At 45.0% G+C, this 23,379-nt stretch carries 21 protein-coding genes; 11 read left to right on the plus strand and 10 right to left on the minus strand.

Features of this window, described 5'->3' with window-relative positions; all coding sequences use genetic code 11:
- Positions 1 to 225: 225 nt before the first annotated feature.
- Positions 226 to 690: a DUF2850 domain-containing protein gene (locus IQO02_RS19060; RefSeq protein WP_016766913.1), complete on the minus strand. Its 465-nt coding sequence runs from the start codon at positions 688 to 690 to the stop codon at positions 226 to 228.
- 295 nt (positions 691 to 985) lie between these two features.
- Here IQO02_RS19060 and IQO02_RS19065 point away from each other — a divergent pair, with 295 nt between their 5' ends.
- Complete coding sequence (locus IQO02_RS19065; protein WP_010432533.1) at positions 986 to 1,267, plus strand: pyrimidine/purine nucleoside phosphorylase; 282 nt, start codon at positions 986 to 988, stop codon at positions 1,265 to 1,267.
- Positions 1,268 to 1,475: 208 nt separating this feature from the next.
- Here IQO02_RS19065 and IQO02_RS19070 read toward each other — a convergent pair whose 3' ends face one another.
- On the minus strand, positions 1,476 to 2,342 hold the full coding sequence (locus IQO02_RS19070) for a pirin family protein (RefSeq protein WP_016766914.1): 867 nt from the start codon (positions 2,340 to 2,342) through the stop codon (positions 1,476 to 1,478).
- 156 nt (positions 2,343 to 2,498) lie between these two features.
- Between IQO02_RS19070 and IQO02_RS19075 the strand changes: the two genes are divergently transcribed.
- A complete protein-coding gene (locus tag IQO02_RS19075) occupies positions 2,499 to 2,780 on the plus strand; it encodes a hypothetical protein (protein ID WP_010432539.1) in 282 nt (93 codons plus the stop codon).
- A 28-nt stretch (positions 2,781 to 2,808) separates the two neighbouring features.
- Here IQO02_RS19075 and IQO02_RS19080 read toward each other — a convergent pair whose 3' ends face one another.
- Positions 2,809 to 3,999 (minus strand): GGDEF domain-containing protein, encoded by a 1,191-nt coding sequence (locus IQO02_RS19080; RefSeq protein ID WP_010432541.1) that lies wholly within the window; start codon positions 3,997 to 3,999, stop codon positions 2,809 to 2,811.
- A gap of 332 nt (positions 4,000 to 4,331) precedes the next feature.
- On the opposite strand from IQO02_RS19080, the gene IQO02_RS19085 reads away from it, so the two are divergent.
- Together IQO02_RS19085 and IQO02_RS19090 are read left to right on the plus strand one after the other, a co-directional pair.
- On the plus strand, positions 4,332 to 4,670 hold the full coding sequence (locus IQO02_RS19085) for a DUF1840 domain-containing protein (RefSeq protein ID WP_016766915.1): 339 nt from the start codon (positions 4,332 to 4,334) through the stop codon (positions 4,668 to 4,670).
- A gap of 142 nt (positions 4,671 to 4,812) precedes the next feature.
- Complete coding sequence (locus tag IQO02_RS19090; RefSeq protein WP_016795804.1) at positions 4,813 to 7,728, plus strand: alkaline phosphatase family protein; 2,916 nt, start codon at positions 4,813 to 4,815, stop codon at positions 7,726 to 7,728.
- Between the two features lie 44 nt (positions 7,729 to 7,772).
- On the opposite strand, the gene IQO02_RS19095 is transcribed toward IQO02_RS19090, so the two are convergent.
- The 6 genes from IQO02_RS19095 to IQO02_RS19120 form a co-directional block, all read right to left on the minus strand.
- Positions 7,773 to 8,228: a GNAT family N-acetyltransferase gene (locus IQO02_RS19095; RefSeq protein ID WP_016785488.1), complete on the minus strand. Its 456-nt coding sequence runs from the start codon at positions 8,226 to 8,228 to the stop codon at positions 7,773 to 7,775.
- Positions 8,229 to 8,367: 139 nt separating this feature from the next.
- On the minus strand, positions 8,368 to 8,625 hold the full coding sequence (locus tag IQO02_RS19100) for a YdcH family protein (protein WP_010432560.1): 258 nt from the start codon (positions 8,623 to 8,625) through the stop codon (positions 8,368 to 8,370).
- 185 nt (positions 8,626 to 8,810) lie between these two features.
- A complete protein-coding gene (locus IQO02_RS19105) occupies positions 8,811 to 9,800 on the minus strand; it encodes a rhodanese-related sulfurtransferase (RefSeq protein ID WP_016790021.1) in 990 nt (329 codons plus the stop codon).
- Between the two features lie 247 nt (positions 9,801 to 10,047).
- Entirely contained in the window at positions 10,048 to 10,494 is a 447-nt protein-coding gene (locus IQO02_RS19110) for a GNAT family N-acetyltransferase (RefSeq protein ID WP_016766922.1), read from the minus strand.
- 18 nt (positions 10,495 to 10,512) lie between these two features.
- The gene (locus IQO02_RS19115) at positions 10,513 to 10,983 is read right to left on the minus strand and encodes a GNAT family N-acetyltransferase (protein ID WP_016790022.1); all 471 of its coding nucleotides are present in this window, start codon (positions 10,981 to 10,983) and stop codon (positions 10,513 to 10,515) included.
- A 134-nt stretch (positions 10,984 to 11,117) separates the two neighbouring features.
- A complete protein-coding gene (locus IQO02_RS19120; protein ID WP_016790023.1) occupies positions 11,118 to 12,266 on the minus strand; it encodes a PLP-dependent aminotransferase family protein in 1,149 nt (382 codons plus the stop codon).
- 114 nt (positions 12,267 to 12,380) lie between these two features.
- On the opposite strand from IQO02_RS19120, the gene IQO02_RS19125 reads away from it, so the two are divergent.
- The 7 genes from IQO02_RS19125 (at position 12,381) to IQO02_RS19155 (ending at position 20,366) form a co-directional block, all read left to right on the plus strand.
- A complete protein-coding gene (locus IQO02_RS19125) occupies positions 12,381 to 13,250 on the plus strand; it encodes an AraC family transcriptional regulator (RefSeq protein ID WP_016766925.1) in 870 nt (289 codons plus the stop codon).
- 254 nt (positions 13,251 to 13,504) lie between these two features.
- The gene (locus IQO02_RS19130; protein WP_102282611.1) at positions 13,505 to 14,818 is read left to right on the plus strand and encodes an MATE family efflux transporter; all 1,314 of its coding nucleotides are present in this window, start codon (positions 13,505 to 13,507) and stop codon (positions 14,816 to 14,818) included.
- Between the two features lie 212 nt (positions 14,819 to 15,030).
- Entirely contained in the window at positions 15,031 to 15,789 is a 759-nt protein-coding gene (locus IQO02_RS19135) for an ATP-binding cassette domain-containing protein (RefSeq protein WP_081276176.1), read from the plus strand.
- On the plus strand, positions 15,786 to 16,637 hold the full coding sequence (locus IQO02_RS19140) for an ABC transporter ATP-binding protein (protein ID WP_016799191.1): 852 nt from the start codon (positions 15,786 to 15,788) through the stop codon (positions 16,635 to 16,637). The genes IQO02_RS19135 and IQO02_RS19140 overlap by 4 nt, the downstream gene beginning before the upstream one ends.
- A gap of 82 nt (positions 16,638 to 16,719) precedes the next feature.
- Complete coding sequence (locus IQO02_RS19145; protein WP_102306099.1) at positions 16,720 to 18,231, plus strand: ABC transporter substrate-binding protein; 1,512 nt, start codon at positions 16,720 to 16,722, stop codon at positions 18,229 to 18,231.
- Between the two features lie 4 nt (positions 18,232 to 18,235).
- Positions 18,236 to 19,972: an ABC transporter permease subunit gene (locus tag IQO02_RS19150; RefSeq protein ID WP_102282609.1), complete on the plus strand. Its 1,737-nt coding sequence runs from the start codon at positions 18,236 to 18,238 to the stop codon at positions 19,970 to 19,972.
- Between the two features lie 151 nt (positions 19,973 to 20,123).
- Complete coding sequence (locus tag IQO02_RS19155; protein WP_010432606.1) at positions 20,124 to 20,366, plus strand: hypothetical protein; 243 nt, start codon at positions 20,124 to 20,126, stop codon at positions 20,364 to 20,366.
- Between the two features lie 120 nt (positions 20,367 to 20,486).
- On the opposite strand, the gene IQO02_RS19160 is transcribed toward IQO02_RS19155, so the two are convergent.
- Positions 20,487 to 23,342 carry an FAD-binding and (Fe-S)-binding domain-containing protein gene (locus IQO02_RS19160; RefSeq protein ID WP_102282608.1) on the minus strand — a complete coding sequence of 952 codons (2,856 nt, stop codon included), beginning with the start codon at positions 23,340 to 23,342 and terminating at the stop codon, positions 20,487 to 20,489.
- Positions 23,343 to 23,379 lie beyond the last annotated feature (37 nt).

A 23,379-nucleotide genomic window follows, 5' to 3' on the forward strand; every position in this document is an offset into this window, starting at 1 on the left:
TGTTCAGTATGAAAATCTCACAAGTGAAAATACACAACATGAAGTTATGAAAATATGCGACAAACTATGGGAAAATATCGTGAATTGAAGCGGCATCACAGAACGAAACGTGTTGGGTGTGAGGCTGATACGTGGAAGATAGTGCTAATACTTGGGAATGCAAAGAGTGTTGCTAAGGGTAGTATCACTAAGAATGCATTACCTTAGAGGATACCGTTGTAGAAGTTATCTTTTGAATTGCTCAGCTAATGAAGCGCGTCGTTGTTGCATCACACTATGGGTGTCACCTGCTGCTGTATCTTCGTAGCCTTCTTTAATGAATTGTTGAGATGGCACACTGGGAAACAGTCGCTTTAATCGAGGCGAATCATAAGTACCACTGATGGTGTAAATTGTTGGCCCAGATCCTGTGTTGATGGTGACAACTTTGCCATCAAAATCAAATGAGGTAGTAATGAGGCGATGGTTCATCGTGACGCCATTATCGGAAAGCGTAAGGATATCGGTATTGTAGGGTGGAGCCCCGATCTCTATCCAAGTGCCATGGACATTGCTTGGGCTGACTGACTGTTGGTGAGTTTGATAAGCAAAATACCCTGCCGTGAGGGCAACCATCAAGCCGGCTAATAGAAAGCCGTAGAACAATAATTTGGCAAATATATCTCTGCTTTTCGTGGGATTTTTTGCCATTATCTCTTCATTGATCTTCACGCACCGTCGGTCAGTTTATAAACTAAAATCTTAGTTTGCAAAGATTCTTATGATAGTTAGAAGCAGGATCGAATGTTCTAGTAAATTTGGTTGCGTTCGCTATTTTTGGCATATTTACGTCATCAATGAAAATGGTTCTCAAAAAAGCTTAAGCTATGCGTATTTATTTCTTGTGCGAAAGTCATGAATTGGTTAAAACAATTACCACATAACTTACGTATAGGCTTATTTGTTGAGCCCAATGCATGCAATTTGAAGATAACAAGGAAGTACGATGATTAAAGAAAACACATATTTTGACGGCGGCGTTAAGTCGTTAGCGTTTAACCAATCTGGTGCGGACGTTAGTGTTGGAGTGATGGCTGTTGGTGAATACACGTTTGGTACAGCGGCTCCAGAAAAGATGACCGTTGTTAAAGGTGCATTGATTGTTAAGCGTGTTGGTGATGATGATTGGACGACATACCAGTCTGGTGAGTCTTTTGACGTTGCTGGCAACTCTTCCTTCGACCTTCAGGTAAAAGAAGCGACAGCTTACTTGTGTGAATACTTGTAACTAGGTCTAAATTCGTTCAATCAGGGTATCATTTGTTTCTGCTTGGACAGAAAAAACCACGCTCTAAGAGCGTGGTTAAATAAGTGATAGTAACCGGCAGTGGATAGTGTCACTTGTTTCGCAGTCATCAAATGGACGACCAAAATTCGTTGTTTGTTTCAAAACCTCTTCAACATCTTTCTCAAAGCTCAAAGCTCAAAGCTCAAAATCAGTAAGTCTCAAATACGCCGTTGTTGTAGTCCTGAATTGTCTGTTCAATCTCTTCCATCGAGTTCATGACAAATGGGCCATAATGCACAACCGGCTCATTAATCGGTTCACCAGAAAAAATCAGGACACCAGAATCTTCTAAGCTATCCAAAGACAGCAATTCAGCTTTGGTGAGCAGTGCAAGTTGGCCTTGGTTGACGACTTTGTTATCGATCTTAATACTGCCTCGGTACACGTATGTCATGGCATTATGGTTAACATCCGTCCTTAACGTCACTTTTTGTCCTGAATGCGCTCGCCAATCCACAACGCTTAATGGCACGCCTGTCGTTTGTAATGGACCTTGTGTTTGTATAGTTTCTGCGTCAGCTGGGTCATGCAGTTTATACCCACCGGAAATAACTCTCAGTAAGCCGATTTGTTCGTTTTGATATTCTGCAATGCTGTCACTTTGAAAGTCATGGTATTGCGCTGGCTGCATTTTGTGTGTTGCTGGTTGGTTTATCCAAATCTGAAAACCGTGCAACGCGCCTTCTTCCATCATTGGCATTTCACTGTGAATCACACCACGACCCGCGGCCATCCATTGTGCGCCACCGCTGCGAAGCTCACCGACATTACCCAGGTGGTCTTTGTGTTGGAAATGACCTTGAAGCATATAAGTGAGCGTTTCTATACCACGGTGAGGATGTGGAGGAAAGCCGCCAACGTAGTCTTTGCTTTCATCCGATTTAAGTTCATCAATCATCAAAAATGGAGAGAAACGTGTGTTATTAAAACCAGCGAGTCTTTGGATTTTGACACCATCTCCATCTGAAGTCGCATGTGCTGAAATGACATGGTCTACTACTCTTACACTCGTCATTTTGATACCCTCATAAACTTGAATAGCTGTAGTTTATGTAATCTGATTGAAAAAGAAGATGGCATAGCGTTGAGTGACTTATTCGAAAATTTTGAACAGGTAAGAAGGTGAAATTATGTCTATACTTGAATAGGGTAGACCGCCAAGGAGGCCGCTATGGCAATACAACCAAAGCATGGCGATAGGCAAGGTCGGATGGACTTTGAAAATGATTTTACAACAGAGCAGAGCCACCGCTTTACAGCTGTCGCAAACAGTGCGTTTAAACGTCGTGTGAAAAAACGCGAGATTGAAGCGCCGTTTATGCAGTCGGCCAAGCAAGCTGCCTTTAAATCGGTAGTGAGGCCCAGAGGTAATAACCCGAACCGAACTCGACAAGTCGTATGGATCATTGTGATTGGATTAGTGAGCCTTTGGCTTATGTATATGGCAGGCTAAGACATTTAGCAGTATGCGATATTAACGGTTAATGTTGATGCGTTTTTAGCAGAGTAACGTTGTTCCCTTCCACCTTCGCTTCAAGACAGTCTTCAAGCTTGGATTCATCAGATTCTGAGCAGACTAATTTCGTCGAGAATTCTTCTATCAAGTTTGAAACCGGGTTGTCGTGATAATAAGCATATCGGTTTTTCCCTGAGTGTTTAGCAACGTACATCGCCTTATCCGCACATCGAGTTAATTCATGTAAATCGGTAGCATCTTGAGGGTATAAAGAAACGCCGACACTAAGAGTGAGTTCTTTGATTCTCTCATTGGTTTGGCAACCGCTCTCAAACAGTCCGCATATCCGCTCTAGAATGCCATCAAGATCTTTTCGAGTTGGAATATCATAGAGCATCAAAACAAACTCATCGCCAGCAAACCGAGCGATGGAATAATCGTATTCATGATTCTTTCTATCTCGAGTGCGTAGGTTGTTACTCAAACGATTCGCAAAATGCTGCAGGACACTGTCACCAACATCATGCCCATAGTTATCGTTGATGCCTTTAAAATCATCAATATCGAGAAAAACCAAGGCGGTAAGTGAATGTTTACTATCAATAGTCGCAAGCTTTTCACTTGCCCAACGTTCAAAACTCCAACGGTTGGCTAAGCCCGTGAGTTGATCTCTGTAGGCTAAGTCCTCTATCCCTTCTTTGTATAAGCGCTGAATGTAGTTTACCGCTTGTGTGTAGTAATAAGCGGAAGTATGGCAAACCAAACTCATGGTAAATAAGCTAAGAATAAAGCGATGAGTGCTATTAAATGGCAAAGAAAAATTGCCCGGCAAGGCGGTAATTAAAGTGCTAATAAACACGCAAAATGAGGTGCTGAATATGATGCCAATTCTGAAATCATTAATAAAAATCACTGCAGCCAAAATAGGGTACAACCAAAGAATTCGATCAGGGATGGCATTGCTGTACAAGAATAAGATAATGCCTTGAACCAACAGTACACAGCTCAATATCAACTCTGAATATTGAGGATTGTTAATCTTTCTTACATAAATGGCGTTTGATACAGCGATAAAAGCAAAACACAGTTCGAAAATCGACAGTACGTAATGCTGACCTTGGAAATAAGCCCAAGTATAAAAGATGAATAGAGACGCAGCAGTCAGTGAAAATGAATGGACAATTTTTTGTTTGCGGGTGGATCGTATGTCCGCCATTTCTTCTAGGTGTCTTCCGACTGGCCTGTTCATGTGATTTGTGCCACGAATTTTGATGATGGTACTAATACTAGGTTAAATAATAGGCTTGGCGGAGCTTAGGAAGTCTATTTAATGTGACTACTATCAAGGTTTTATCTTAAAAGTGAATCAAGCCAATATAAAAAGTGATGTATATCACTAACGGTGCAGAATAACCTTGTCGAGAACCATTCAAAGAGCAAGCTGGTGGTTGCACTGGATTATTACGTGCTTGCTTTCTAATGCTTTACTCAACATAGTTTATAGATAGCTAAATGTTTATATAACCCTAAATTTGATAGAGGATCATTATGTTAATTACCTTTAGTTGCAAGGCTCATGCTAGCGTCACGATGTTTGGGGAGGTAGGCCTTCAGTTCATTAACATGCTTGGACACAGTGGCACGATACCTGGTGCTATTGAGGCTTCAGAAGTCCCTCAAGCATTGAATAATTTACGTATTGCTATCGCCGAAGAGCAAAGTAAGCCGGTAGAGCAAGATAATACTGATGACGACAATGAAGAAGAGATTGTTGAAGCTCCTGTCAATATCGGCAGTCGAGCTTTTCCGTTGGTCGAACTATTGAAAGCTGCAATCAAAGAAGAGTGCGAAGTGATGTGGGAAGACGGCAGCGGTAAGCTTTTGTAGGATGATTTAATACTGAAAAGGTAGAGTTTAATATCATTGAAGTTTTAATTTATATTGCATAGTTGAACATAGGTTGACTAATGAAAGTAAACTGAAACAATAAGTTATATTTATAAACGCATCTTGAACTGAAGGGTATTTGATGGGCTTCTATTTCCGAGCACGTAGCTACACTAGTTTAGTTGGCTCTCTTTCGTTGGCCGTTGTTTCAGCGCCGAGTATGGCTGATATATCAACAACGCCCGTCATTGGTGGTGTGTTTAGCTCCAGTGAAGTGCTAAAAAATCAGGTGCTTTCAAGCCTAAGTTACTCTGCCAAACTCACTCGTGATGCGGCTCTTTTCACGATTGGTGGCGTTACATTAGATGCGTATATTCTCGCTCTCCCTTTAGATGTCAAAACAAAAGCCAGAGTCGTTGCTCAGTTATCTAACCCGACGTACTCAATTCCTTTGGGTTATTTTCTCTATAGTTATTACGACCGCTATTCAGGCTTGGGCAGTGAAGATGTATTCAAATCTTACTTGTCGACGGTTTATGATGAGCAGGCATTAAAGGGCTTTGAACATAGCCTCTATCATGTTGGAGATAAGCCAACCTCAGAGCATCATGAGGCAGATACCTCGACTGAAGCAACGGGGCATCATGAAGGTATTCGTATCGATGAACAGTTCATTGCCAACATGGTGGTTATCTACGATGCGTTATTCGAAATTGGTGTTTGGCAGGATATGGACACGCTCCCTGCGAATTACATCTACTTAACCAATAGCTCTGAAGATCTAGCGATCATTGCTCAGATTCAACCGATCATCGTTGATTTGATCGATAAAGCGGCATTGGGAATGGATGACGGCGATATGAAGTCTGCAATGTTGGCGATTGCAGAAGATGGTAAACCAGAAAACGCTGATAAGCCGAATAACAAAGCACAAGCTCTTACCATCACGCTTATTGATTTTGTGCGCTTAAACTTGCTGAAAGCCTACCGCCAATTTGTGTTTAAAGAAGAACGTGCAGCAGCGCTCGATGATTGGATGCAGCAAGCGTTTAGTGACCAGCCTGATGCGCTCATTCAGTTCTTAGAATCCCAACAGAACAAGCGCTTTGCGGTCCAAGTGACCGTCGATGGTTTACAGCAAGGGTTGATTGAGGGGTTGGTCGATGAAAGCGCGCCATTCATCTCGGTTGCTTACCAAAATCATAAAAACCGAACGCAATACAAACCTAAGTTAGAAACGGTGATTGAGCCTGAGCATCAACAGCAGGTGAGGTTCATGGAAGTTCTGTCTGAACAAACCTACCGTGATCCGAATTATCTTCCGTTCTTCAAAAAACTCTATCAAGAACATCTAGACAATATTAGCCGAGTGGGTATCTCTTCAACTCCCACAATCAGCGTACGTAACCTACCGATCATTAAAACGGGCGCGAAAGTATCAGGGCAAGGTGGCACTGGTATCCCTAATTTCCACTTTGTTGACCGAGAGATCGACCGAGCGTATTACTTCTTTGGTAATGATGCCCTGCAGTTGGATGTGTTGATGGCAAACAACAAGGTGCAGACCATGTTTGATCGCCTTGATTATCTGAAAACGTTGAACTGCAACGCCCAATACGATTGGAATGCTCACACGACTTACGACGGGCTAGTAAACCTAGGTTTGGGTGAGTCACTGCGTGATTATGGTGAGAAACGCTGCGTTAAAGAGCTTCAAGAACGTTCAGAAGTCGAAGTGGTTTTGCAAGAAAAGCGTCAAGCCTTGATTGAAGATATTGAGGCGTATCAGTCTATATCTGGCTTTGATTTTTTCACCAAGTTTTCAAAGAGAGCTCAGGTTAAACAGTCGATCACTCAGTTTGCCGAGTTAGATGGAAAAGGGATGCCGGATTACACCTTGGTTTATAACCCATGGCCGGATCACTTCGCGCACTTTACCGGTCCTTTTAGTGACGAAATTCTGATGCCGACTGGAGAGCTTAACCGACTGGACTATTGGATTCGCCAGATTGAAGCGACCTACCGCAGTGCAGGCGTTTACGATAAAACGCTATGGGGCATGGCTGGGGATCATGGTTTAACGCCGGTGTTCTACGCGCTCAATCCCGAAAAGCAGGTATTTGAAGGCTTACAAGCAGAGCTAGAGTATCCAATTGTGGTGAAGAAGATATCTTCAGACGAGGGTGAAGGGCCTAAAATCACCAATGCTCTAAGCTACCCAAGCTCGAAGGAATTGGATGTGGTGGTCGCCTCGACTGCCGGTGGTAACTTCATGATGGACTTCTTTAATTCGGCTCAAGGGTGGCAGGTTCAGCCTGTTTACCAAGAACTCACGCAGTGGTCTCCGATTGCAGCGCCACCTGGTCAGAATATCAACATCATTAATCAGATATCGCAACGCTTACCTGAAACTCTTGATTATATGGTCGTAAGAGAAAGCACATGTGACCAACAACGTTGTGCGGTTCGTGTGATTGGTAACCGAGATTTAAAACGAGTCGACGAATTGATTACCCGCGAAGGTGACAAGCTTTTCTACGAGTCGCTAGAAGCAAATCGAGCGCCAGTTTTACTTAACACACAAGAGCTTAATCCTTATCTCAAGAGACCGAATCAATCTGATTTCGCGCTCTACTCTCAATTAGTTGAAAAGTGTATTAACCGAGCGATGAAGGTGGATGTCACTACATGGTGCAGCAGTGCGCAGTGGACAGAGTTAACCCAATTGACTCCTAGACCAGATTCTGTCAATCAACTAGCCAATATCTACCTTGAAGATAGAGCGGGCACGGTTAACCTGTTCCCGAAAGCTGGAATTGGTTACAACACCAAGGTACCGGGTCGTCATGCTGGTGAAGACTATTTAGAGAAGGACGCATTCATCGGTTTCTGGGGCTCGCCAATTGGTGAAAACTCACAGCCATTAAAGATCGAATCCAATGGCTCGTTAGCGCCGACGCTTTTTGAATATTTAACCGGAGAGGCTGTAGTCGAAGGTGAGAATGGTTGGGGGTATCCGTCGTTGATTGAGAAGTTAGATATTTCAAGCGCGCACTAAAGTAAACGCTCTCTACCTACTCGCTATCTGTATTTTCTCTATGGTTAGCGAGACTGAGAGTTAGCTAGGTTGAGAGCCATCCCCACAAAATCTTCATCACTATCATCAATAACCTGATAGCCAAGTGACTGATAAAAGCGAATGGCGCGGGTGTTATTTCTAAAGCTCGACAGAGTGACTTGGTTTCGTTGCTCTTGATGGGCTTTTTCGTGGATGAGTGACATGACTTTTTTACCAAGAGATTGATCTTGGTATTGAGGGGAAATGATCAGCAGATGAATATGGTATGCGTTGTCATAAGGCTTAAAACACACAAGTCCAATCTTCTCTTTTCCTCGGTATACCCAATGAAACCAAGAAGGTTGGTAGTCGTTTAATAGGCGGTTATGTTGAAATTCGTCATCCCAGCCAAACACATTGTCGACGTGTATGAAAAGCCCTTGCTTAACACACGCAAACAGTTCTTCGAATTCGAGATTTGAAATGAGCTGGAATTGCATATTCTCTTCTTTTATTGTCACTCAGCTTCCTTATTAAACGCTTTTGAATAAGCCGAATTAGCTTAGATTTTCGATGTTATGAAATCAAAAAGCCATGCGTAATGCATGGCTTAAAATCTGGCAGTAAGAACGTTGTGATTTAAACGATCTTAAGCGCGTGATGTCGAGTAAGTTGCTTATGTAGCGAGTCTTTTAATGCCATGCGTTCTACTTTGAGGTTATGCATGCTGTCGTCATCGATTGGGCTGCCAGAAATTTCTAGTTGGCGGATGTCGTAGTCGAGTTGGTGGTATTTCTGCATGTCTGCTTTGAATTTTTCGTCGTCGTGGTTGAGCTGAACAATGTCTAATTTAAGATCTGGGAAATCTAAGATAAAGGCATGGTTTTCATTGAGCATTGGCACTTCCTCTCTAGTCGTATTACTAACAGTATAGAAGCAATTTATCGAAAGAAATGTGGTTCAAAACACAAAGCAGTAAAGCGATCAGAAAAGGGCTCAAACTCGTGGAATGGTCCGCGAATTTGTGCCCTTTTTAATATCTATCGTTATACGTTTATAACTTTAGGCCTATCGTATGAGGCTTACTTCGCTTGCTTGCCAGAACGTTGCTGTTCTTTGAGCGCCAGCTTTTCTTTCTTACGCTGCTCAATAAGATGAGCGGCTTCGCCACCTACGTGGGTTTCGCCACGGGCGTTAGAAAGTTGAACTTGCTTTTCACGTTCGCGGAAACGGGCTTTCTGCTCGTCGCTGTGCTTATCAATACACTTAGGGCAGCTTACACCTTTCTCAAAGTGCTCAGACGCTTTGTCTTCATCTGTGATTGGCAGGCGACAAGCGTTACACACGTCGTAACCGCTCTTCTCTAGCTGGTGGTTTACCGCAACACGACCATCAAATACGTAGCAGTCGCCTTCCCACATGCTCTCTTCTTCTGGCACTTCTTCTAAGTACTTCAGAATGCCGCCTTCAAGGTGGTATACCTCATCAAAACCTTGCTCTTTCATGTAGGCTGTTGATTTTTCACAACGAATACCACCCGTACAGAACATCGCGACTTTTTTGTGTTTCTTAGGGTCGAGGTTATCTGCCACGTATTGAGGGAATTCACGGAAGGTTTCTGTGTTTGGGTTTACAGCATTTTTGAATGTACCGATATCGACTTCGTAGTCGTTACGAGTATCAACCAAGATTACATCTGGATCAGAGATGAGGTCGTTCCATTCGTTTGGCTTAACGTAAGTACCGACAACATGGCGAGGGTCGATACCTTCAACGCCCATGGTTACGATCTCTTTCTTGAGTTTCACCTTGGTACGGTTGAATGGCTGTTCTTCGTTGAATGATTCTTTATAAACAACGTCCGCTAAGCGAATGTCTTGCTTGAACCATTGAAGAAGTGCATCGATAGATTCGCGTTTACCTGCAACAGTACCGTTGATGCCTTCACTCGCAAGTAGCAAAGTACCGCGAATTTTGTTGGCTTCTAGCACTTCAGTTAGTGGCTGGCGAATTTCTTGGTAATCATCAAGTGCAACGAATTTATACAGAGCACATACAACATATTGAGACATGGTTTTTCCTTTCTGCGAGCTGGAACGTAAATCCAGAGCGTTTACCTGTTATTCGCCATAAATGTCGATAGAGCGACGTTGTGTCGTTCTCAGTCTACAACGGTAGGCTTATTAAAATCAGACGCAGTATAACCAAGGCGGTGTAGGACAAAAACCAACCAAATGTAGGGCTATTTAGCATTGCTTATTGTGTGGAATTGCGGGTGTTGAAAGGATATTTATTTAATTGGCTTGAGGTATTTGAGGTTCATTGAACGTTACGCTTTGAATTTATGTAGTACCTCATTTCTATGAGTTGGTGTTCTCCAACGATTTCTACTTCACGGATAAACTCAAAGCCAAATTTTTCGTAGTAATTCTTTAAGTATTGATGGGCGTGAATTTCAATGACTTTGGCACCCTGTTGAGTCGCATGTTCTAGAAGTGCGGCTACCATTTTAGAAGCAATACCTAAACCTCGATACGATTGCAAGACGGCAACACGAGCCATAATGGCGTGTCCGCAGTCATCAATATATAAGCGAGCGGTTGCTACCAGATTTTCAGCATCGGTGACTAAGACGTGATGCGATATTGGATCTAGGCCATCGAGGTCTAAAACTTCAGGGATAGCTTGCTCTACAACAAATACTTGATTGCGAATGAATTGCGCCTTACGTATGAGATCTGGGCTGTTGCCAACGGTCACTTCCATTTGATTTTTCCATTTTGCCTAACGAATGTGATTAAACATAACATATTGAGGACCAGCAGCCCCTCCAAGATAGAGTACTTCCGAATCTTGGAACCCACCTTTCTGATAACAAACCTTGGCCGCTGGATTCTTACAGTTTACGGTAAGATAAATAGAGTGGTAGCCGCTGTAGTGTATGGCGATGTACAGTACTAATGCTCGCACAGCGCGTGTACCAATCCCTTTTCCTTGTTGGCTTTGGTCTATGACAAAAGTTCTTAGGCCGATGGCGGTGTTCGGGCAAAAGTCATAGTTAGATGCGTAATCCGTGTCGATTTTGAAAAAGCCGACGATGTCATTGTCTAATCTGATGACATGTAGGTGGGTAGTATCGCTAGCTTCTGCTAAAAACTCTTCCGCTGTACCTGCAAACTTAACTTGTTCTGGAGCTAGTTGAATCGATTTTATTGCCTCGATATGTCTGTCGGCTAATTTTTCAATTCTAATCATCTTGGGTCCTTATTCCTATACGAAATCAGCCAGTGTTAAGTCTCTGAGTTGAGAATTAACACTGGCTGAATCGTTATTGCTTGAACCGTAATAAGCTTATCAATCAATAATCCAAGCTGTCTGTACAATCAAGATCATGCTTGGTTAAGTACTTCTGCTAAGCGTTTCACCGCTTCGGTTAATTCTTCTGGATTTGCATTGGTGAAGTTTAGGCGTAGCGCTGCTTTTGCTTCATCGGCCTTTGGATAGAATACTGGGCTTGGCACAACTGCCACGCCATTCGAAAGCAGAGTTTTAGCCAGTTCGAAGGTGTCGCAGTCTGGGATTTCAACCCAAATGAACATCCCGCCATCTACGTCTTTTAACACGCAATCTGCAGGCAGTTTTTTTTCTAGTTCTGAAAATAACACTTCATAACGAGACTTGTACAGTGTGCGAATGTTTTCCATATGTACGTTGAAGTCTTCATGTTTCAGAAGACCGACAAGCAGCGCTTGCATAGGTACACTTGAGTGTAAGTCAGCGCCTTGTTTCACTTTGATCAGTGGCTCAAGGTAGCTGCGCTTACCTGTTACCGCACCAATACGTAAACCTGGCGATGCAATTTTAGAGAATGAACGAAGAACGATAGAGTTGTCAGGGCAGAACGAAGAAACTAACGGCAGTTCTGTACCTGTGAAACGTAGCTCACGGTATGGTGCATCTTCAATGAATGCCACGTTGTATTTGATACACAGCTCAGCTACTTTTTGACGAGTTTCTGTTGCCCAGCACACCCCTGTTGGGTTGTGGAAATCAGGCACAGCATAGAACATCTTGGGTGATTGCTGTGCAAAGCACGTTTCCAGTTCGTCTAGGTTCGGGCCAAATTCTGTTTGAGACACGGTCGCAATTTTTGCTTGAACGAGGCCAAACACCTGCATCGCACCTAAGTAGCTTGGCGCTTCCATCACAACCACATCACCTGGGTCGACATACGCACGCGCAATCAAATCCAAACCTTGCTGAGAGCCAGTACAAATCATTGCCGTGTGTGACTCTGGCAATTGGTAGCTTTGCGTTAGGTGCTCAAGCAAAGGGCCATAACCAGCAGTCGACCCATATTGGAAAACTTCCGGCATGTTCGCTAGGTCTTCTAACGTTGGCTTCATTAAATCAATAGGGAACGTTTTCTCATCTGGCAAACCACCGGCCAATGAAATGACATTTGGATCGCTTGCGGCCGCGAGAATTTCTCGAATGTAAGAAGACTGAATTTGTTGCAGTGATTGTGCGATTTCCATTTGTTGTGTCTCGTCATTTTCGTTTTTATTTTATGGTTTGATATTACACGGCAATTGTAAAAAACAGCGTGTCCATTTATGCTTATAAACATGTCCATTTATGCTATTTAAACGATGTCGCGACAACACATATCTAGAATCAATGATGTTCTGTTCTATATTCACCAAGACATCAGTCAGCCTTTGTCGGCCAAAGCGCTCTCTGAGATCGCAGCTTATTCCGAACAGCATTTTCATCGTACTTTCAAAAGTGTTGTGGGGGAGTCGCTGCACCAATACATTCGACGTACCCGAATGGAGTATGCGGCTAATCAATTGATGTTTGATACCACGTCGTCAGTGGTAGAAATTGCCAACAAGTGTGGCTTTAGTTCGGTGTCTTCGTTCAGTCGAGCATTTAAGGCGACTTTTAATATGTCGCCGGGTGAATGGCGTAAACACGACTTACAAATAGCTGAAAAACCCTATCTGAAAGATCCTGAAGTGGCGGCGGGCTATTTGAATGTGGCGCAGAGAGTGTTACCTGAACCGAAGATCGTTGAAGTGCCTGAGCGCATGGCTGCCTACGTTCGACATATGGGCTACAACCGCTCTATTCGCAATGCTTGGTTGATACTGAAAGCGTGGGCGAACTCTGAACAGCGTGATTTTTCGAGTCAGTTCGGCTTGCATCACTCTAACCCTGCCTGGGTCGAAATGGATCAGTGTCGTTATGTGGCATGTATTACGATCGATGAACCGATTAAGTATCGCAGTGTTGTGAATCAGATGGTGATTCCAGGTGGTTTGCATGCCGTTTTTCGACTTAATGGCCGCTATGGTGAACTGCTACCACAGATTAGTATGGTGTTAGAAAAGTGGCTACCTACGTCTGGCTTTAAACAGCGCTCTACTCCTGCGTATGTGCACTATCATCAGAATCATTTTCTCAACAGTGATGAAGTTTTTGAACTCGATTTTTATCTTCCGGTGAGCTTCTACTAACCGACCTAAAGCTACCTATTTGGCTCGCTAGCGTAAATTCACTTAATCGATGGTTGTGCTGTTTTCTTGAACCAGACTTTGCTCTTTTGTTGAGAAAAATTAGCACAACTAATGGCAGCTAACGATTCTATGCAGGTGAACTAAGATAAAGGTGCTTTGTTGATAATTTACCCCAGTAAATGATGACAACGTACGGATTAAACGATAGCATCCCGTTCTAATTGCAAATAGTTCTTAATATCACTCGCTAGAATATGACCATTACCCACAAAGATTATCTAAAAATCGCTTTCCCTTTCATCATCTCAACGGTGACTCAGCCTCTGCTTGGCGCGGTGGATACCGCCGTGATTGGTCAGCTTGGCATCGCTGAACTGATCGGTGGTGTGGCGATTGGCACCATCATTATGAACACCATGTATTGGTTGTTTGGCTTTTTCCGTGTCAGTACGACCGGGCAAAGTGCGATGGCATTGGGTAAGGGCAGTCGCTCTGATTTAGCGGGTAGCTTGATGCGTCCGTTTGTGCTGTCTGGTTTGGTGGGTTTGATCTTTATCTTGATACAACCGCTCATCTGGCAAGGCGCAATGTGGGTGATAGAGCCTGAAGCCAATGTGGCCGAGCACGCGCACATCTATTTTAGTGTTTTGATTTATGGCGCACCTTTTGTTCTGCTTAACTACACCATTATTGGTTGGTTAATGGGGCAGGCGAAAGTCAAAGAAGTCCTTTACACACAAGTGTTTGGTAACGTGTTGAACATTGTTTTAGATGCGGTGTTCGTGCTTTATTTCGACTTGGGTGTCGCCGGTGTGGCATACGCAAGTTTGATTGCACAAATCACCACCTTTGTGATTGGTATGACGCTGGTGATGAAGACCAGCAACATCTCGATCTCTGAGTTCCTGCAAGGCTCGAAGATGACCAAGAAAGACCTTTCGACAATCATCTCATCAAATACTGACCTACTGTTACGCACGATCTGTATCTTAGTATTTTTTAACATGATGGCGCGCACAGGCTCAAAGTTGGGTACCGATGTTCTGGCTGCTAACGCAATCTTGATGCAAGTAACCTTTATTGTGAGTTACATGTTTGATGGTATTGCCAATGCATCGAGTGTGTTTGCGGGTAAAGCGGTTGGTCAGAAAAATGCTTCGATGTTGGATCGTGTATTAAGACTCAATTTTCAATGGACGGCCGGTTTTATTGTCGCACTGACGTTTTTGACCTTGGTATTTAAAGACAGCATTGTTTTCTTGTTTACTGATATTCCAGCGCTAGTCACTCTGTACCAAGAGATGGCACCGTGGTTGATTGTGTTCCCGCTGGTGGCTGGCTTTGGTTTAACGGTTTACGGCATCTTTACTGGAACAGGAACTACACGTCCGGTTCGAGACTCTAGCATCGCTACCTTGACGGTATTCTTGGCTGTACAGGCGTTTTCGGTCGATTTGTGGGGCAATCATGGTCTGTGGTTGGCGTTTACTTTGTTCTATCTTGGGCGTATTGCCTTCTTGTATCCGTTCATCGCTCAAGTTAAGCGGAAATGCCTTCCAATGACATAAGTAATAACAGCGACCACAAAGCTGAGGTCATATAGAATCATTACGAAAGCGCCTGACTGTTTCTTGTAGTTAGGCGCTTTTTGTACCTAACGGATTGTGACCATAGATGGTTTCACAGGCAATTTTTTGCGATCCGGTTCAATGTTCACTTTTCATCATACAGGCTTAATGATAGAGTTGTTATGTTATAACATCTACTTATGAGTACTTGCGTGAACGCCCCACTTTTGTCTGTTGACCGATTAACGATCAAAACCTCTTCGAGAACACTTTTCCAAGATATCCACTTCGATGTGTATCGAGGTGAGCTGCTGGCGATCATGGGCCCATCAGGCATTGGTAAGTCGATGCTTTCACGCGCGATTGCAGGTTTTCTGCCGGAAACGGTTGAGGTTGAAGGTCATATTTCTCTGTCTGGTGAAGCGGTATGTGGTTTGCCTATGCTGCAAAGAACCGCAGCACAACGACCTGCGGTTATCTTCCAAGACGCCCTTCAAGCATTGAACCCTCTCGTTTCCATTGAAGGCCAACTCAGTTTGGCATTGACAGGCACTCGCACTAAGCTTAAATCGCAAGACAAAACCAAGCTCACCGAATTGCTAGTACAACTCGGTTTCCCTAATCCAGAAACCATCTTGCCGTTATACCCGAGTCAAATCTCTGGAGGGCAACGTCAACGAGTGTGCATTGCGATTGGGTTGCTGAGTAACGCCGATATCATCATTGCAGATGAACCAACCAGTGCGTTAGACCCCGTGACAGAGCAAGAGATACTTAAGCTGATTCGCAACAATGTTAAACAGCGACAAATTGGTGGCCTGCTTATCACTCATGACCTGCACAGCGCGCTCGCGTGTGACAAGTTATTGGTGATCGATGATGGCGGAGTGGTGGCTTATGGCGCACCAAAACACGCGCTTGAATCGAGCTCTCACGCTTTCTGCTGTTCATTGAGAGACCTAATCGCATGAGCTCGACCTTATCATTAAATTCAGAAGTCTCGCCGTTAATGCCAGTGATAGATTCAGAAACACAAACACCGATTGAGATTAAGTTCGAGAATGTCGGTGTGCATTACTACTCAATACCAAGTTGGTTGGGTGGTAAGGCGTTCAAAGCACTACAGAACATCGACCTCGATGTTGAAGACAAAAGCCTAGCTATTGTTGGACGTTCTGGTGCCGGTAAATCAACGCTGATTGAACTGCTGTTTGGCCTTAAAGAGCCGACTGTTGGCCAAATCAGTTTGTTTGGTCATTTGCTGCCGATTCGTAATAGCAAAGCGCAAGCCGCAGTGTGTCGCTTGATTCAATTGGTGCCTCAAGAGCCACACACTAGCCTTAATCCTTACTATACCGTTCGACAGATCTTAGCCGAGCCGCTAAGCAACTTAGATGTTTCTGGCAACCATGAAAGCATTATTGAAGAGACGCTGTTGGATGTGGGCTTACCTGCCACTTTGTTATCACTGAAACCTAATCAGCTTTCTACAGGCCAAGCTCAACGTGTGGCCATTGCTCGGGCGCTTGTCGTTAGACCCGCAGTGTTGGTAGCCGATGAACCGACCGCCAGCCTTGACCCGGTGAACCGTCAAAGGCTGTTAGATTTACTCAATTCATTGAAAAAGAAGCGCGATATGCGCATCGTTTTGGTGACACACGATTTAGGCGCAGCAAAGGCGCTTTGTGAAGAAGTTCTGGTTCTTGACCATGGCGAGATGGTGGAGCATGGACCGACACCTCAAGTGATGAGCGTACCTGCTCATCCTGCTACTCAGTTGCTGATTCAATCTCAGCCACTTTCGAAATCTACTTGTTAATACAACCTTATTTATTACGAAATACAGCTTATTAACAAAATACAGCTTATTAACGAAGCACAGCTTACAGAGAAAAATAACTATGCGTTTTAATTCAATCAAACTAGCCTGCGCTCTAGCGCTGGCTCTGCCTTTGACGGGCTGTTTTGACTCTCAACCAGAGTCGAGCGATGCGGCGGTCAAATCTGAAATTCGTGTTGCGATGATGCAGCCACCAAGAACAGGTCTATCACCACTTTCTGATGACGCGTTCAAACTATCGCGTTGGAGCACGGCTGAAACGCTAGTTAACCTGAGCCCAACTTCAGAAGCTGAGCCAATGCTGGCAACAGATTGGAAACACGTTGATCCACTGACTTGGCAATTCACGGTTCGCCAAGGTGTTAAATTCCACGATGGCTCTACATTAACGGCAGAGTCTGTTGTGAACTCACTACAGAAAGCGTTGGAAGCGGCACCTAAGCCACGCATCCTAGATGGCGTAGAGCTAGAAGTGAAAGCAATGGACAACTACCGCGTAGAGATCAAAACCAGCTTTGATGACCCTCTTCTACCAAGTCGTTTATCAAGCCCTCAATTAGCGATTCTTGCAGCAAGCGCGTACCAAGAAGATGGTCGAGTTAGTCCAATGGGTGCAGGTACAGGTCCGTTTGAGTTGACTGAAATCAACGGCACAACTAGCGCGAAACTAAAACGTTTCGATGGCTACTGGGGTGAAAAAGCGCAAGTTGAATCTGTGATTGCTGAATACGTTCCTAACGGTTTTGCGCGCGCTGCAGCTCTAAGAACAGGCACGGCAGACATCGTTGAAGCGGTGCCAGTTTCACAAATCGCGACCATTGATCCTGACCTGCTTTACGAAGTAGCAATGCCTCGTACCAATACGCTTTACCTAAACAACAAGTCGGGTGTATTTAGCGATATTAACTTACGTAAAGTAGCGGCTGCTGCGGTAGACCGTGAACAAATCGTGAATACCGTTTATGAAAACCACGCGGATATCGCGCAAGGCCTATTAGGTCCTGCACTTGCTTGGGCTGAGCCGCTCCGACCTGAAGGCCAAGCAATCGACAAAACGCTAAAAGCAAACGGTGAAAGCATTGTTATCGGTACCTTTACCGACCGAGCTGAGCTTCCAGAAGTGGCAGCGCTGCTTAAACAGCAACTTGAAGCGGCTGGTTTCAAAGTTGAGCTGGATATTCGTGAATACGCTCAGATTGAAAACGATGCACTGTCAGGCAAGTTCGATGCGTTCATCCTTTCTCGTGCAACCGTTCTAGATTCTGGTGACCCAGTGGCTTACATGATGAGTGACTTTGGCTGTAAGGGTTCATTCAACCTTGGTCAATTCTGTTCTCAAGAAGTAGACCAAGCACTGACTTACGCTGATCTGCAACCACTAGGTGCACTGCGTCAGCAAGCGATCATCGAAGCTGAGCAAAAAATCCTGAACGACTTCGCTGCTATTCCACTGCTTCACGAACGTGTGATTCAAGGTGAGAGCGAGCGTGTAAGCAATGTAGTTCGTGACCCAAGTGAACGTCGCTTGGTTGATCAAACGACACAAGTTAACGCGGCAACACAGGTTAACTAAATAAATGCTATCTGCTGAAACTCTGCGTCGAACCTTATTTATCTTGACGCCTTGGCTATCAAGAATCGCCTCACTGATCGTGGTGGTGATTCTTGTTGGCTTGATGCCTGACATTGCAGGCATCGACCCAAGCCAATCCATCCTGCGTGCGAGAGCGGGGCAACAACACCTGCTTACGCCTGAAGCTTTAGCGGCGGTACGTGCTGATCTTCAGCTTGACCGTTCGGCAAGCGAGCGCCTGATCGACTGGGTAGGAAGTGCCTTTTCGGGTGACTTAGGTAAGTCATGGATCGATGGATCTTCGGTTGCATTAGGCATTCAAAAGACAGCGTCTACGTCTTTGTTTCTGATGTCTAGCGCATTGGTGATGACTTTCGTACTGTGCGGTGCAGGCTTACTGGCTACCTTGCGCAGTTGGAAGAAGGGCAAACTAGGGCAGAGTTACAGCAGTTTAAGCACCGTATTAATATCCTTACCAGAGTACGTTGTTGCCTCGGTATTGATACTGGTGTTCTCTATCTGGTTAGGTTGGCTGCCGCCGTATGGTTGGCAAAGTTGGCAAGATATTTGGCTACCAAGTTTAGCGCTCGCCCTACCTGCCAGTGGCTTGTTTAGTCGCCTACTCAGAGACAGTTTACAACGCGTTTTAAATGAACCTTGGGTGATCACTTGGCTCAGTGCCAACGTTCACTCCAACCAAATTATTCGCTTTGCGATGAAAAGAGCGCTAAGCAGCCTGATCCCACAAATTGCAATGATCGTTATTGGCTTAACGGGTGGTGCGGTCGCGGTTGAGCTTATCTTCTCGATTCCGGGTATCGGACGCATGATTCTTGGTGCTGCTAAGGCGCAAGATCTACCTATGCTGCAAGGCGGCTTATTAGTATTGCTGCTGTTTTCGATTGCCGTGAGCAGCATGAGCTTGTTTGTTCAGCAGTTGATTCTTAGTCACAGCCTGAAAAGCGGTAAGCTCATCAGTAGTCACTCTTCGTTTCGTTTTACGCAGAGCCGAGCTAAACGTGTTACTGCTTTTGCGATCTTCTCGTTCCTAATTACTATCGTAGTTTGGGCAGCATTTCGTGACCCATATACCAGTCAATTTGCTCGCTTAGCGGATCCAAGTTGGCAAGCTCCATTGGGTGCGGATGGCATTGGTCGAGATCTGTTAGCGAGAATCGGTTCAGGTATGGTTTCGACCTTCCAAGCCGGTATGTTGGCGACGTTTTTGAGTTTGGTGACAGGCATTATCATGGGTTTCAATACCCGCTTTAGCCAAGGTCTTATCGAGATAACTAAGGGTATCCCTTACATCATTGCAGGGTTGCTAGTTGCGGGCTTAACGGGTATGAATCCGAACAGCGCATTAATCGCGATAGTATTGGTATCTTGGGCGCCATTGGCGGCTCATTGCTCAAGCTTGATAGTGGAAGCAAAGGCTCAGCCTTATACTCATCTCGCGCCGCTGTGGGGCACGAGCAAGCTGAGAATCTTCCGTTTTTATCTGTTGCCTTACGTATTGCCACCGTTGCTAAGACACGCGATGTTGAGGCTGCCGGTGATAACACTGAGCCTGACCTCGCTGAGCTTCATCGGGTTAGGGGCCAAACCACCTGAACCTGAGTGGGGTTTGATGATTGCAGAGAACCTGCCATACATTGAGCGCGCACCATTAGCAGTAATGGGCCCAATTGTTGGGCTGATTTTATTAGGTGTGGCCATTAATATGATGTTTGATGATTAACGAAAAGAGTCGGTTGCTTAAGTTTTCGACGGGTGATTGGATTGGGTATTCGATTTAGTATTTATGTTGTAATCTTAGGCCTGCTTTTTGGAAGCGCTTTTAGCGCTGCTCGAAAGTTAAACAGACCCTAGTTAAGTGTAAAGGATTCAACATGTATCTCGTTTTGTATTGCCACAATATTGGTATGACCGATTTTTCCTTCTTTGAAACGGAAGACTTTGACAAAGAAGATGGCTATATCGTAAGAGGTAAATGGCCGAACGAGAAAGCGTTTCGTGACTACTTAACTAAAGAGTTTGGTGACATGATCGAATTCAAAGTGATCGACTTAATCGCCAAAGGTGCAGAAGCAGAACACTACTCACCAGAGGAGTTGATGAGCTTATCTCTCTAACTGTCAGCTCGTAACAACTAGCTAAATAACGTTTTATCAAACGAATAAAGAAATGGCAGCCTGATTGGGCTGCCATTTTTTGTTTTAAGCTAGAGCGCATCGCTCGGAGTAAGCGCGAAGCTATTGCGCCACTTCGTCAACCAAGTACAAGATTGATTGATACGGAATGCCACTGTGATGTGATAAACCAATCTCACAGGTTCGGCTGTTGCTGAATCCGCGAGTGCAGTTGCTCGGCACTTGTTCTTTGAGTGGATGTACTGCCGCCTCATTCAGCTCTGGTGTGGTAAAGCCTTTATCACCCGCCCAACCACAACATTGAATATGCTCTGGAACAATCACTTCTTCGGTACAGGCTTTAGCAAGGTTTAACATTGCACCTTCTAAACCCATTCGGCGAGAGCTACAAGTGACATGCAGCATCACTGTCTCTTTAAGTGGCTCAAATGTTAGATGTTCAAGCAAATATTTGTTCACAAACCCTGTCGGCTCTAGCACCTCTAGTGGCTTGGTGAATTGCTCAATACTGCGTTTGGCACACGGGCTGGTGTCCATTAGTACTGGGTATTCACCTTGACGACTGGCTTGCCATAGCACTTCTTCCAACTGCTGAGCCTTCGATTGAGCTAAGTCGGTCATGCCTTTGCTGTCATAAGGCATACCACAACATTGGTCATCGAGCTTCTTCGGAAGAATAACCTCAAATCCGGCTTTGTTAAGCAAAGACATGGTCACTTCAGTAAGAGGGCGTTGGTCGCCCGCATCACTCTGCTGTCCCATGGTGCGACTCGCACATGAAGGGAGGTAGACCACCTTCTTATGATTGCTTGAGGATTCTGCCGTCACTGGTGATGAGACTAGCGAGTGGCTATTGGATTGCGGCATCTCAGGCATCCAAACGGGTGTCGCGCCTTTAGTCATTGAGCGTAGGCCGTTGGTTAGCTTGCCGACGGTATTTGCGCCTAGTACTTTGCTCGCCACTTGGTTGGTTTTGAGGCCAGCCTTGGTCAGCTTGGTGGTGGTCGAGAAGTGATCTGCTGTCCACTTAGCAATTGGAGTGAACTTTTCATATTTAGCGATACGAAGCTTCTTCACTAAATCGCCAGTGTTGATGCCTACAGGGCAACGCTCGGCACACAGGCCTGTTGCGGCGCAGGTATCAATACCTTGGTATTCAAACGTCTTCTCTAGCTCGCTTGCTTCTATCTCTTCTCCTGCCGCACGACGGCGTTGTAGCTCGCGATATAAAACAATACGTTGGCGAGGTGATAGAGTCAGCGTACGAGACGGACACACAGGCTCACAGAATCCACATTCGATACAGCGGTCGACAAGGTCATCAGCTGCAGGCATCGGCTTTAGGTCTGTGATGTGGGAATTTGGATTGTCGTTGATGATAACGCCGGGGTTGAGTAGCCTTTCTGGATCGAACAGTGCTTTGATCTGTTGCATTAAGGCATAGCCATCTTTGCCCCATTCCAATTCTACATAAGGTGCCATGTTACGGCCCGTACCGTGTTCCGCTTTCAAAGAGCCTTGGTATTTCACAGCGACTAGCTCGGCAACGTCATCCATGAATCCGCCGTAACGGTCGATCTCTTCTTGGCTATCGAAGCCTTGGGTAAACACAAAGTGCAGGTTGCCTTCGAGGGCGTGACCAAAAATGATCGCTTCGCTGTAGTCGTATTTGTCGAACAACTCTTGCAGCTCTCGAATACCATTAGCGAGGTTTTCGACAGGGAAAGCCACGTCTTCAATGATAACGGTCGTACCGACTTCACGCACGGCGCCAACTGCTGGGAACATGCCTTTTCGAATGCCCCACAGAGTCGCGACTGTCTTTGGATCGGAAGTGAAAGGCATCGATTCAACAATCGTGTATTCAGTTAATGCGTCCAAAATTGATTTACATTGTAAATCTAAGTCCTGCTGGGAGCTGGCGTGTGATTCAACCAAAATAGCCGCAGCTTCTAGATCCAAGCTTGGCATAAATGCAGGCATACCCGGTTTATCAGCCACTGAACGCAGTGCTCTGCCATCCATCAATTCAACGGCAGCAACGGGTGTTTTTGATAGCGTAGTAACGGCTTTACTTGCTTGTTCGATGTCGGCAAACACCAAGAGGGCCGAAGCTTTGTTTGGGTGTTCGATAACCGTGTTGTAGGTGATCTCTGCGATGAAGCCTAGCGTGCCTTCTGAGCCAATCATCAGGTGTTTGATGATCTCAATTGGGTCGTGGTAATCGACCAATGCATTAAGCGCGTAGCCAGTGGTATTTTTGAGGCGGTACTTGTGGCGGATTCTGTCTGCCAGTTCTTGATTCGAGCTAGTCTGTCTGTGTAAATCAACAATGCCTTCAAATAGCGCTTTGTGTGATTGCTTGAACGCCTCGACGCTGGCGTTATCTGCTGTATCAAGTAGGGAACCATCACTCAATACGATTTTCATGCTCTCGACGGTGCGATAAGAGTTTTGCGCAGTACCACAACACATGCCACTGGCGTTATTCGCCGCTATACCACCGATTTTACAAGTATTGATTGAAGCTGGATCTGGGCCGATTTTACGTTGGAAAGGGGCAAGGTATTTGTTGGCATCTGCGCCAATCACACCGGGCTGAAGAATGATCTGATTGCCGTTATCGACAATCTCGTGGCCTCGCCAGTCGTCGGTTAGAGTGATGAGTACCGAGTCTGAAACGGCTTGCCCTGAAAGGCTAGTGCCCGCGGCGCGAAAGGTAAAATGAATGCCCAGCTCGCGACAGCTTTGAATGGTGAATATGACTTCTTCTAAGTTTTTGAGCCTTAGAACCATTTTCGGCACCAAGCGATAAAAACTCGCATCGGTGCCGTAAGCCAAGCGCTTTGCCTCTTGAGTGACAATGCGTTCCGTTTCTATTTTTTGAGCCAGTATCGCCTCAAGCTGCTGATAAGCTTGTGCGTCTATTACTCGCTCATGGGATGTGTTTGTCTCCATCTTTGCTTCCTTGTGCTTCTTATTTGGCACTGATTTG

Origin of the sequence: Vibrio sp. OPT24 (assembly GCF_015163545.1) — a bacterium.
In the GTDB taxonomy this organism is placed as follows: Bacteria; Pseudomonadota; Gammaproteobacteria; order Enterobacterales; family Vibrionaceae; genus Vibrio; species Vibrio cyclitrophicus.

What these genes read in the sequence shown, in the direction of transcription:
- IQO02_RS19150 (WP_102282609.1), top strand. Translation starts at nt 18,236, where the DNA reads ATGCTATCTGCTGAAACTCTGCGTCGAACCTTATTTATCTTGACGCCT.
- IQO02_RS19060 (WP_016766913.1), bottom strand. Translation starts at nt 690, where the DNA reads ATGGCAAAAAATCCCACGAAAAGCAGAGATATATTTGCCAAATTATTG.
- IQO02_RS19160 (WP_102282608.1), bottom strand. Translation starts at nt 23,342, where the DNA reads ATGGAGACAAACACATCCCATGAGCGAGTAATAGACGCACAAGCTTAT.
- IQO02_RS19130 (WP_102282611.1), top strand. Translation starts at nt 13,505, where the DNA reads ATGACCATTACCCACAAAGATTATCTAAAAATCGCTTTCCCTTTCATC.
- IQO02_RS19120 (WP_016790023.1), bottom strand. Translation starts at nt 12,266, where the DNA reads ATGGAAATCGCACAATCACTGCAACAAATTCAGTCTTCTTACATTCGA.
- IQO02_RS19090 (WP_016795804.1), top strand. Translation starts at nt 4,813, where the DNA reads ATGGGCTTCTATTTCCGAGCACGTAGCTACACTAGTTTAGTTGGCTCT.
- IQO02_RS19075 (WP_010432539.1), top strand. Translation starts at nt 2,499, where the DNA reads ATGGCAATACAACCAAAGCATGGCGATAGGCAAGGTCGGATGGACTTT.
- IQO02_RS19145 (WP_102306099.1), top strand. Translation starts at nt 16,720, where the DNA reads ATGCGTTTTAATTCAATCAAACTAGCCTGCGCTCTAGCGCTGGCTCTG.
- IQO02_RS19115 (WP_016790022.1), bottom strand. Translation starts at nt 10,983, where the DNA reads ATGATTAGAATTGAAAAATTAGCCGACAGACATATCGAGGCAATAAAA.
- IQO02_RS19125 (WP_016766925.1), top strand. Translation starts at nt 12,381, where the DNA reads ATGTCGCGACAACACATATCTAGAATCAATGATGTTCTGTTCTATATT.
- IQO02_RS19100 (WP_010432560.1), bottom strand. Translation starts at nt 8,625, where the DNA reads ATGCTCAATGAAAACCATGCCTTTATCTTAGATTTCCCAGATCTTAAA.
- IQO02_RS19140 (WP_016799191.1), top strand. Translation starts at nt 15,786, where the DNA reads ATGAGCTCGACCTTATCATTAAATTCAGAAGTCTCGCCGTTAATGCCA.
- IQO02_RS19065 (WP_010432533.1), top strand. Translation starts at nt 986, where the DNA reads ATGATTAAAGAAAACACATATTTTGACGGCGGCGTTAAGTCGTTAGCG.
- IQO02_RS19085 (WP_016766915.1), top strand. Translation starts at nt 4,332, where the DNA reads ATGTTAATTACCTTTAGTTGCAAGGCTCATGCTAGCGTCACGATGTTT.
- IQO02_RS19070 (WP_016766914.1), bottom strand. Translation starts at nt 2,342, where the DNA reads ATGACGAGTGTAAGAGTAGTAGACCATGTCATTTCAGCACATGCGACT.
- IQO02_RS19155 (WP_010432606.1), top strand. Translation starts at nt 20,124, where the DNA reads ATGTATCTCGTTTTGTATTGCCACAATATTGGTATGACCGATTTTTCC.
- IQO02_RS19110 (WP_016766922.1), bottom strand. Translation starts at nt 10,494, where the DNA reads ATGGAAGTGACCGTTGGCAACAGCCCAGATCTCATACGTAAGGCGCAA.
- IQO02_RS19095 (WP_016785488.1), bottom strand. Translation starts at nt 8,228, where the DNA reads ATGCAATTCCAGCTCATTTCAAATCTCGAATTCGAAGAACTGTTTGCG.
- IQO02_RS19080 (WP_010432541.1), bottom strand. Translation starts at nt 3,999, where the DNA reads ATGGCGGACATACGATCCACCCGCAAACAAAAAATTGTCCATTCATTT.
- IQO02_RS19105 (WP_016790021.1), bottom strand. Translation starts at nt 9,800, where the DNA reads ATGTCTCAATATGTTGTATGTGCTCTGTATAAATTCGTTGCACTTGAT.